At 67.9% G+C, this 9,507-nt stretch carries 10 protein-coding genes; 5 read left to right on the forward strand and 5 right to left on the reverse strand.

Annotated elements, in window-relative coordinates:
* Nucleotides 1–226 (reverse strand): biotin transporter BioY (locus AC5RUJ_RS06440; RefSeq protein WP_494155686.1); only part of this gene is annotated, 226 nt, incomplete at its 3' end.
* Nucleotides 227–379: 153 nt separating this feature from the next.
* On the opposite strand from AC5RUJ_RS06440, the gene AC5RUJ_RS06445 reads away from it, so the two are divergent.
* Nucleotides 380–2,014, forward strand: coding sequence for a LuxR C-terminal-related transcriptional regulator (locus AC5RUJ_RS06445; RefSeq protein ID WP_494127582.1), 1,635 nt, complete (start codon nt 380–382; stop codon nt 2,012–2,014).
* Nucleotides 2,015–2,171: 157 nt separating this feature from the next.
* Nucleotides 2,172–3,311: a class I SAM-dependent methyltransferase gene (locus AC5RUJ_RS06450; protein WP_494155687.1), complete on the forward strand. Its 1,140-nt coding sequence runs from the start codon at nt 2,172–2,174 to the stop codon at nt 3,309–3,311.
* 15 nt (nt 3,312–3,326) lie between these two features.
* Here AC5RUJ_RS06450 and AC5RUJ_RS06455 read toward each other — a convergent pair whose 3' ends face one another.
* Complete coding sequence (locus AC5RUJ_RS06455; protein WP_494127584.1) at nt 3,327–4,313, reverse strand: LLM class flavin-dependent oxidoreductase; 987 nt, start codon at nt 4,311–4,313, stop codon at nt 3,327–3,329.
* A 161-nt stretch (nt 4,314–4,474) separates the two neighbouring features.
* Here AC5RUJ_RS06455 and AC5RUJ_RS06460 point away from each other — a divergent pair, with 161 nt between their 5' ends.
* On the forward strand, nt 4,475–5,116 hold the full coding sequence (locus AC5RUJ_RS06460) for an SAM-dependent methyltransferase (protein WP_494127585.1): 642 nt from the start codon (nt 4,475–4,477) through the stop codon (nt 5,114–5,116).
* A 119-nt stretch (nt 5,117–5,235) separates the two neighbouring features.
* Here the strand turns inward: AC5RUJ_RS06460 and AC5RUJ_RS06465 are convergent, their stop codons facing one another.
* The 3 genes from AC5RUJ_RS06465 to AC5RUJ_RS06475 all read right to left on the reverse strand — a co-directional run bounded on the left by AC5RUJ_RS06465 (nt 5,236) and on the right by AC5RUJ_RS06475 (nt 7,878).
* On the reverse strand, nt 5,236–5,424 hold the full coding sequence (locus tag AC5RUJ_RS06465; protein WP_494025179.1) for a DUF1918 domain-containing protein: 189 nt from the start codon (nt 5,422–5,424) through the stop codon (nt 5,236–5,238).
* 54 nt (nt 5,425–5,478) lie between these two features.
* Entirely contained in the window at nt 5,479–6,030 is a 552-nt protein-coding gene (locus tag AC5RUJ_RS06470) for an acyl-CoA thioesterase (protein ID WP_494000890.1), read from the reverse strand.
* An 84-nt stretch (nt 6,031–6,114) separates the two neighbouring features.
* Nucleotides 6,115–7,878, reverse strand: a complete 1,764-nt coding sequence (locus AC5RUJ_RS06475) for a BCCT family transporter (protein ID WP_494000891.1) — start codon at nt 7,876–7,878, stop codon at nt 6,115–6,117.
* 97 nt (nt 7,879–7,975) lie between these two features.
* On the opposite strand from AC5RUJ_RS06475, the gene AC5RUJ_RS06480 reads away from it, so the two are divergent.
* On the forward strand, nt 7,976–8,602 hold the full coding sequence (locus AC5RUJ_RS06480) for a cob(I)yrinic acid a,c-diamide adenosyltransferase (protein ID WP_494024198.1): 627 nt from the start codon (nt 7,976–7,978) through the stop codon (nt 8,600–8,602).
* Between the two features lie 57 nt (nt 8,603–8,659).
* Nucleotides 8,660–9,448, forward strand: a complete 789-nt coding sequence (locus AC5RUJ_RS06485) for an IclR family transcriptional regulator domain-containing protein (RefSeq protein ID WP_494127586.1) — start codon at nt 8,660–8,662, stop codon at nt 9,446–9,448.
* Nucleotides 9,449–9,507 lie beyond the last annotated feature (59 nt).

A 9,507-nucleotide genomic window follows, 5' to 3' on the forward strand; every position in this document is an offset into this window, starting at 1 on the left:
ACAGTGCCATCGACAGCATGCCGCGGACCGGGCCCAGCGTGCTGCCGACCAGCAGGACGGCCAGGGTCTGGCCGGTGATCGGGACCGGCCACAGCGGCACGGCCAGCTGCGCCATGACGGCGGTCAGGCCTGCCCCGCCCACAACCAGCGCGGTGTTGGCCAAGGCGGTGCTGGGGACCAGGGCGTCGGCCAGGACACCCTGTCGCGCAACGGCGGCTGAACTCATGTTTGCTCCTTCTTGGGGACATTTCCTTGCGGAAACTGTGGTCCGGTTTCGGCACCACTGTACCGGCAGCCCTCCGCTGCAAACCCGATTATGGCGATGATTACGCAGTTCCCTGCCGGCTGCGGGAGGACTACCCTGAAATGCAGGAGCGCTATGGAGCCAATCGAAACACTGCTGGCTACTGCACGCGATGCCTACGCGCGCGGGGAATGGCGCCCAGCCTATGACGGATTCGAGCAGGCCCGCAGCCTCTCGCCACTGGACGTGGAGGATCTGGCCCGGCTGGGCGACGCCGCCTGGTGGGTGGGGGATGTTCGCGAATCGGTAATGGACTCCGAGGAAGTCTTCCACCGCTACGAGAACGACGGCGAAAAACTCGCTGCCGCCATGAAGGCCCTGGATCTGGGACTGCTGTGGACGCTGCGCGGGGACCTGATGATCGCCTCCGGCTGGATCAACCGCGCCAGGCGCATGCTGCTGGATGCCCCGCAGAGCCCGGTCCACGGTTACCTGCTGTATCTGGACACCGTCAACGCGCTGCTGTTTGCCGAAGACCCGGAGCCGGCCTTGGCCGCCGCCGAGGAGCTGCAACAGATGGGGCGGAGGTTCAACGCGCCCGTGCTGCATTCCTTCAGCCTCACCCTGACAGGTTTGGCCGATCTGCGGGCCGGGCGGACGGCCTCGGGCTTCGCGGCCTTGGACGAGGCGATGCTCCCGGTCCTCGCCGGGCAGGTGCCCCCAACCTGGTCGGGAGACATCTATTGCACGGTACTCCACGCCTGCTACCAGCTGGCCGACCTGCCGCGGATGCGGGCATGGACCGAAGCTACCGAGCGCTGGTGCGAGCAATTGGCGGGCGGCATGGTCTTTTCCGGCGTGTGCCACATCCACCGGCTCCAAATCCGCAGCATAGAAGGCAATTGGGACGGAGTGGAACGCGAGATCGCCCAAAGCAGCTCGGAACTGGCGGACCGAAACGTGTGGGCCGCCGGTGAAGGGTACTACCAACTCGGCGAGCTGCGCCGGCTGCGCGGCGACCTGCAGGGCGCCACCGACTCCTACGCCAGGGCGCGGGACTTGGGTGTTGAGCCACAGCCCGGCGAGGCCAAACTGCTGGCCGCGCGCGGACATCTCGACGCCGCGTGGGCCGGCCTGTCGGCAGCGCTGGAGTCCGACGATCGGCTGACCCGGGCACAAATGCTGCTCCCCGCGGTAGAACTCGCCGTGCAGCTGAAGTTGACGGCGGAAGCCGAGGAATACTGCCGCGAACTGGAGCAATCTGCCGGTGACTTCAGCAGCCCCGGTTTCCTGGCCTGGGCACGGCATGCCCGCGGGGTCCTGCTGTTTTCCGGCGGCCAGGCCGCGCAGGCCCTCCCCGTGCTGAGGTCCGCGCTGCAGGGTTATCGTTCCCTGCATCACCGGCACGACACCGCGCGGGTGTACGAACTGCTCGCCGCCGTGCACCGCAAGCTGGGCCAGCCGGAGACCGCGGCGTCGGAAGAGGCGACGGCCCTGGCCATCTACCGGGAGCTCGGGGCGGAGCCGGATGTGCGCCGCCTGGACGGCCAAAGGTCCCCGGGCGGCCTGACGGATCGGGAAGCGGAGGTACTTGCCTGCATCGCCCGCGGTGCCACGAACAAGGAAACGGCAGCCGCACTGTTCATCAGCCAGAAGACGGTCGGTAGGCATCTGGCCAATATTTTCCTCAAGATCGGTGTCTCGTCCCGCACCGCGGCCGCCGCGTGGGCCCACGAGCACGGCGTTACCGCTCCCTTGACCCGGCGCTGACGCCTGCATCGTTGGCTGGACCCTGACGCCTGCAACGTAGGCAGGCACTGACACCCGCATGGCTGGCCCGAGCCTGACGCCTGCATCTTTTGCCCCATCCGCGCCGCCCGAATCCACAGAACTTGCCCGATGTTCCCGGTGCCGCCGGCTCCCTACCGTGGGATTGAAGCAGGCAACAGGTGCCTGCTTCCAGACCACGGGAGAAGCCATGACCACCATCCAGGAAGCTGCCGGACAGTTCGACACCGAGACCGCCGAAGCCTTCGCGCAGCGCTGCCTGACCATCCTGAACGACGGCGCCTTGGCCATGCTGGCCAGCATCGGTCACCAGACGGGGCTGTTCGACACACTGGCGGCGTTGCCGCCGGCCACCAGCCAGCAGATCGCGGACGCCGCGGAGCTGGACGAGCGCTACGTGCGCGAATGGCTCAACGGCCTGGCCGCGTCGCAAGTGGTGGCCTACGACCCGGTCGCCCGCACTTACCGGCTGCCGGCCGAACACGCCGCCTCGCTGACCAGGGCCGCCGGCCCGGACAACCTGGCGCGGCTGCTTCAGTACATCCCGCTGCTCGGCGGCGTGGAGGAGGGGGTCGTCGCCGCATTCCGCCAGGGCGGCGGGCTGTCCTATGCCGACTATCCGCGCTTCCACCAGTTGATGTCGGAGGAAAGCTCGGCGGTTTTCGACGCCGAGCTGATCGAGGAGATCCTGCCGCTGGCCGACGGGTTGGTCGAACGCCTGCGCCGGGGCATCGACGTGGCCGACGTCGGCTGCGGCAGCGGGCACGCCATCAACCTGATGGCGCAGGCGTTTCCCGCCAGCCGGTTCACCGGCTACGACTTCTCGCCGGAGGGAATCGCCCGGGCACGGCAGGAAGCGGCGCGCATGGGCCTGCACAATGCCTCGTTCGAGGTCCGGGACGTCGCCGAGCTGAATGAACCGGGACGGTTCGACCTGGTCACCGCCTTCGACACCATCCACGACCAGGCCCAGCCGGCGCGCGTGCTCGGCGAGATCCATGCGGCCCTGCGGCCCGGCGGAACCTTCCTCATGGTGGACATGAAGGCCTCCAGCAATGTGGAGGACAACTTGTCGCTGCCCTGGGCGGGCTTCCTCTACACCATTTCGGTGATGCACTGCATGAGTGTTTCGCTGGGCCAGGGTGGCGCGGGACTGGGCACCGCATGGGGCCGGCAGCTTGCCCTGTCCATGCTGGCGGATGCGGGCTTTTCCGGGACGGTCGTCAAGGACGTCGAGCAGGACCCGTTCAACGCCTACTACATCGCGGCCAAACGGTAACCCGACGACGGCGGCTCAGGCCGCCAGTCCGGCGGCCTGGGCCGTCAGCTCCAGCGCGCGCAGCCGCTGCGCGACGGTCGGCGCCTGGAACGCCACAATCAGCTCGTCGGCGCCGGCATGCTTGGCGAAGCCTTCCAGGTACTCCGCCACCGCCTCGCGCGTCCCGACGGCCGAGTACTTGACCATCTGCTCCACGTGCTGGCCCTGCGGCGAGTCCAGGATGAGGTCCGCTTCCTCGTCGGTAAAGGTCCGTTCGCGGCCGAACAGCAGCGAGACGCGGCTGCGCCGGACAACCCGGAACTGCTCCTGCGCTTCCTCGTTGCTGTCCGCGGCGATGGCGTTCACACCGGCGATCACGTACGGTTCGGCGAGTTGCTCCGACGGCTGGAACTCGCGGCGGTAGACGGACACGGCGTCCTGCAGCGCATTGGGCGCGAAGTGCGAGGCAAACGAGTACGGCAGCCCCAGCGCCGCGGCCAGCTTCGCGCCAAACAGCGAGGAGCCCAGGATGTACAGCGGCACGTTGGTGCCCTTGCCCGGTGTCGCATCCACGCCCTTGATGCGCGACTGTCCGGTCAGGTAGCCCTGCAGCTCCAGCACGTCCTGTGGGAAGGATTCGGCGCTCATCGGATCGCGGCGCAGCGCCCGCAAGGTGTTCTGGTCGCTGCCCGGCGCACGGCCCAGGCCAAGATCGATCCGTCCCGGATGGAGCGCCTCCAGCGTGCCGAACTGCTCGGCGATGGTCAGCGGGGCATGGTTCGGAAGCATGATGCCGCCGGCGCCCAGGCGGATGCTGTTGGTGTGCGCCGCCACGTGGGCAATCAGCACGCTGGTGGCCGAGGACGCGATCGACGCCATGTTGTGGTGTTCGGCGTACCACACCCGCCGGTAGCCCAGTTCCTCCGCCCGCTGCGCCAGGGACACACTGCCGGCCAGGCTTTCACCCACGGTTTCGTTCGGGCCGATGGTTGCCAGGTCAAGGATGGACAGAGGTACGTTCACGTCGGCGGGGCCTTTCGTCGCGGGACGCCCGGGGTGGTTGCCGCGGGCACACATCCTGCACAACGACGGCGGTGCCCGTCTTTATTTCTTCCCTCCCCGCCCGTGGGGACCGGCTGCAGGGCCGTCGCCGCCGTCACCTCGCGGGCGTAGAGTCTGCAGGCATGGAGCATCATCACGACCGCCGGGAAGAGCCCGACCAGTTCTGGGAGTCCTTTTACAGCCAAAGGGACCAGGTGTGGAGCGGCCGGCCGAACGCCATGCTGGTCCGCGAGGTCTCCGGCCTGCCGTCCGGCACCGCCCTGGAGCTGGGTTGCGGCGAGGGCGCAGACGCCATCTGGCTCGCCGGCAAGGGGTGGACGGTCACCGGCCTCGACATGTCCGGGCTCGCGCTGCAACGGGCGGCCAAACACGCCGACGAGGCCGGTGTTGCGGACCGCATCCGGTGGCTCCAACAGGACCTGGCCCGCTGGGAACCGCAGGAAAGCTACGATCTGGTCTGCGCCCAATTCCTGCACTCGCCGGTCGAGCTGCCGCGGAACGCCATTCTCACCACGGCGGCCCGCGCGGTAGCACCCGGCGGCACGTTGCTGGTCGTCGGCCACGAATCGTTTCCGCCCTGGTCGGGACATCCGGAACCCGAGGAACCGCTGCCCACGGCCGGGGAGCTGGCCGATGCACTCGGACTAGGTTCCCCGGACTGGGCCCTCGACACGCTCGACTCCGTCCCCCGCGAGGTCACGGGCCCGGACGGGCAGACCGCCACGATCACGGACAGCGTCCTGCGCGCCCGCCGGCTCGTTTAGCCGGCATCGGGCCTGGCCCGCAGCGGGCTTCTGACCCCGCATCTGGCCTGGCCTGCAGGCGGCTTCTGACCCGGCAGCGCGCCCCGTCTGCAGCGGGCTTCTGACCCGGCAGCGGCTTCTTACCCGGCAGCGTGCTCGATGCTGCAGTCCGTGCCGGGGAAGACGACACTCTCATGGCCGTCGTCGAACCTCACGAAGTAGGGCGGAGCTCCGCCGTCGCCCCTGACCTCGATGACTTCGCCGTGCCGGTCAGCCGAGTCCACCGTCCTGCCCCTGATGACGATGCGGTCTCCGGGTGCTGCGATCATGACCGCTCACCTCCTTTCCCATAGCCTAGGGGAACGGGCTGCGGCCGACCAGAGTCAGCGCACCCAGCGGTGCGGGGCGGGCCGTCGGGTGCTGGGCAGGGCGTTGTTCTCCCGCCACTCGTGCAGCCATTCGGGCAAAACCAGGTCCGCCGGCGGCCGCTGGCCGACGGCAGCGAAGATCTCCTCATTGGAGACCGGGCCCTGCTTCGAAACCAGCCGGGTGGCGATGTAGGCGCGGGCATGGATTTCGCCGTCGGCCACCATGCGCTGCTCGAAGAAGATGGCGCGGTCATCAAATCCGATGATCCGGGTTTCGATGCTGTATTGCTGGCCGAGTGTGAGCGATTTACGGAAGGAAATGGTCTCCGCGCCGACCACCGGCGACCAGCCCTTGCGGCGGAAGGTGTCCCACACGCCCGCACGCACCATCAGCTCGAAGCGGCCGAGGTCCATCAGCGAGAAATACATCCCGTTGTTGACGTGCATGGCGATGTCGATGTCGGTGGGCAGCACGCGCAGGGACAGCGTGGACGAATCCCATATGTCCAAGGCAGGACGGCGGCGGGCCGTCAGCAGCAGCAGGAGGGTGCGGAAGATCAGGTGCATGCCGCCATGTTACCCGGAGGTAACTTGCCGGGCGGACGGGACCGGCTAAGCCGCGCCGGTCCCGCCACTTTCCAGCTAGTCCCGCTACGCGTGGTGTCCGTGTTTTTTGCCGTCCCCGAGGTCCTCCGGCAATCCCCCCGCGGGATGGTCGGGGCCGCCGGAGCCGTTGATGCGCCCGGCTTGGCCAGGCTGGACGACCGGCGTCTCGGACGTCACCGGCACCGCGAACGGCACGGTGCTGGGGACGCTGACGGCTCCGCGCACCGGGCCCATGCGCCGCTGCCGCAGCGGATCCCGGCGCAAGTCCACGTACAGCGAGAGGCAGAGTCCCACCATGATCAGCACGAAGGGCGTTGACGCCAGGATGGTGAACGTCTGCAGCGCGTCGAGCCCGCCGACGAACAGCAGCACGGCCGCGACGGTACCGGTGAGAACGCCCCAGAGGATGACCAGCGGCTTCCACGGCTCCTTTCGGCCGCGGGAGGAAAGCGTTCCCAGCACGACGGCGCCGGCGTCGGCGCCGCTGACGAAAAACACCGCCGTCAGCACCATCACCACGATGGCCGCGCCGAAAAAGAACGGATAGTTCTGCAGGGTTGCGAAGAAACCGGCCGCCTCGTCTCCGGTCCCGGCAATATCTTCACCGCCCAGCTGGAGGTGGATGCCCGCACCGCCGAACACCGAGAACCAGACCACGCTCACGGCGGTGGGGACCAGCAGCACGCCCAGGACGAATTCCTTGATGGTTCGCCCGCGGGAGATCTTGGCGATGAACGTGCCCACGAAGGGGGTCCAGGAGATCCACCACGCCCAGTAGAAGATGGTCCAGTTGGCCAGCCACTCGGTGCCGCCGAAGACGGCCGAGTGGAAGCTCATGGGGACGATGTTGGCCAGGTAGTCGCCGATCGCGGCGGGGACCAGATCCAGGATGAAGACGGTGGGACCCACCACGAAGACGAACACCAGCAGCACCGCGGCCAGCACCATGTTCGTGTTGCTCAGCCACTTGATGCCGCGGGCAACGCCGCTGGCCGCCGAAATCACCACACCCACGGTCAGCACGCAGATGATCAGGATCGGAGCCACGACGCCGGGGTTCTCCTCGAACCGGCCGGTCCGCAGCAGCGCCAATCCGGCGGCAATCTGCAGCGCCCCCAGGCCCAGCGAGGTCGCCGAACCGAATTTCGTACAGATGATCGCCAGGATGTCGATCGGCTTGCCCCAGCCCTTTTCCTCAATCCGCTCCTTGCCGAAGATCGCCTGGAAGGGCGAACTCATCAGGTTGCCGCGGCCCATCCGGTACGTCGAATAGGCCAGGGCCAGGCCAACCACCGAGTAGATGGCCCACGGGTGCAGACCCCAGTGGAAGAGCGTGTAGGCCATCGCGCTGTTCGCGGCCTCGGGGGATCCCGGAGCGGCATCCACGAAGGGCGGCGGCGAGGCCAGATGAGTGACCGGTTCGTAGACGCCGAAGAACATCAGGCCGATGCCCATGCCGGCGCTGAACATCATGGCAATCCACGACAACGTGGAGAATTCGGTGGTTTCGCCCTCCTGCGCGAGCGGAATGTTGCCATACCGGCCGAAGGCCAGCACCAGCGAAAAGATTACGAAGCCGGTGGCGCCGAGGATGAACAACCAACCGAAGGAGTTGGTCACCCAGCCGAGAATTGATCCGGTTACTTCGGTCACCTGCTGGGTAAAGAAAACACCCAGCAGGCAGATGGCAACAATAATGCTGCCTGAAACGAAGAAAACCGTCTTGTCGACGGTATTCCAGCCCCGCTGCCCGTCGTCACCCGTATCCCGGGAGACAGTCGGCAAGGGGCCGGTAAATTCGCTGCTCATCACTGATCCTCACTGTTGTCACCGGCTGTACGCGTGCGGCGCTCCGGGCTTGCTGCGGCTCTTCGATGTCAAACGTCCCGTCAGTATGATGGCAGGCATGAGTGGAGATGGCGACTTTCAAAGCGATGATCAGACCCGGATGGACCACTATGGCGACACCGGGTACACCGCCTTCGGCAGCCACGGCGAGGTGTCCAAGAACGACCCGAGGGTGGTCGCGCATGCCGAAGTGGATGCCGCCAACGCCGCTGTGGCCGTGGCCATGGCGAGCGGGGGTGTGTCCCCGGAGGTCAGCGCCATGCTGGTCAGCGTCCAAAACGACTTGTTCGACCTGATGGCCGACCTGCTGGTGCCGTATCGCGGCAATCAGGCGGCGGACGCCCGCATCATCCCCGAGCATGTGGAGCGGCTGGAACGCGCCATCGACCACTTCAGGCAGGAAGCCAAGGACCTCAGCGGCATGCTGCTGCCGGGCGGAACCCTCTCCGCTGCGCTGCTGTACCAGGCCCGCACGGCGGTGCGTCGCGCCGAACGCGCGGTCTGGGCGGCACTGGATGAGTACGGCGACGTGGTGAATTCCGAGACCGGCCGCTACCTCAACCGGCTCTCCGGGCTGCTCTTCGTGATGGCCCGGGTGGCCAACGCCGAGCACGGGGACGTGATGTGGGTTCCCGAGTCCTCCGTCCGCGGCGTCCTCGAGGACCAATCCGGCACCACCGAGTAGCGCTGAGCAGGTAACCGCCGTCACAATCCGGCGGCCCGCCGGGTATCCTCGACGGTGATGAGCATCACCTCCGACGCGCACGTGACCAGGGCCATGACAGAGCCGTCCGCGCGCACCCTGGCGCGCGGCCTCTCGGTGTTAAGCGTCTTCGATGACGCTCATCCGCAGATGCGGGCGGCCGAGGTTGCCGCCCGCGCCGGCCTGAACCGTGCGGCTACCGCGCGGGTGCTCCGGACGCTGGTCAGCCTTGGCTATGTGCGCTGCCGGGATGACCTGTTCTCGCTGGCCCATCAGGCCCTGGAGCTGGGCCACGGCTACGTCGCGGGCTCTCCGCTCGTCCGGGCCTCCCGCGGGGCGGTCCAGTGGCTGACCGGGGAATTCAACGAACCGTGCACGGCGGGCGTGCTGGCCGGCGGCGACGTCATCTGCATCGCGGCGACCCGCGTGCCGCGCATGATCCGCGCCGGGCTGACCGTCGGCGCCAAGATTCCGGCGCACGCCTCGTCGATGGGCAAGGTGCTGGTGGCCGGGCTGTCCGAGGACGGCCTCCGGTCCGCCGTCGACGGCGGCCTCAGCAGGCTGACCGAGCAGACCATCGACAGCACCTGGCGTTTCCGCCAGGAGATCGAGCAGGTCCGGCGGCAGGGCTACGCGGTCAACAACAGCGAACTGCAGCAGGGCCACCGCACGCTGTCCGTGCCCGTGAGGGACAGCGGCGGCACGGTGCTCGCCGCCGTCGGCGTCAATATGCTGGCCACCCCCGACACCTTGGAGACGGCCATCGTCAGCCACCTCCCGCTGCTGCGCCGCGCGGCGGAGCTGATCGCCGAAAGCGCCACGCGCTAAGAGCCCGACGGCGGTGCCTGCGCCTGGAACCTGTGGGCACCGCTTGACGGCGGTGCCTG

Source organism: Arthrobacter sp. Y3223164, assembly GCF_059091005.1.

Excerpts from the sequence above, each read along its gene's own strand:
- AC5RUJ_RS06445 (WP_494127582.1), top strand. The coding sequence starts at position 380 with ATGGAGCCAATCGAAACACTGCTGGCTACTGCACGCGATGCCTACGCG.
- AC5RUJ_RS06460 (WP_494127585.1), top strand. The coding sequence starts at position 4,475 with ATGGAGCATCATCACGACCGCCGGGAAGAGCCCGACCAGTTCTGGGAG.
- AC5RUJ_RS06465 (WP_494025179.1), bottom strand. The coding sequence starts at position 5,424 with ATGATCGCAGCACCCGGAGACCGCATCGTCATCAGGGGCAGGACGGTG.
- AC5RUJ_RS06470 (WP_494000890.1), bottom strand. The coding sequence starts at position 6,030 with ATGCACCTGATCTTCCGCACCCTCCTGCTGCTGCTGACGGCCCGCCGC.
- AC5RUJ_RS06475 (WP_494000891.1), bottom strand. The coding sequence starts at position 7,878 with ATGAGCAGCGAATTTACCGGCCCCTTGCCGACTGTCTCCCGGGATACG.
- AC5RUJ_RS06480 (WP_494024198.1), top strand. The coding sequence starts at position 7,976 with ATGAGTGGAGATGGCGACTTTCAAAGCGATGATCAGACCCGGATGGAC.
- AC5RUJ_RS06485 (WP_494127586.1), top strand. The coding sequence starts at position 8,660 with ATGAGCATCACCTCCGACGCGCACGTGACCAGGGCCATGACAGAGCCG.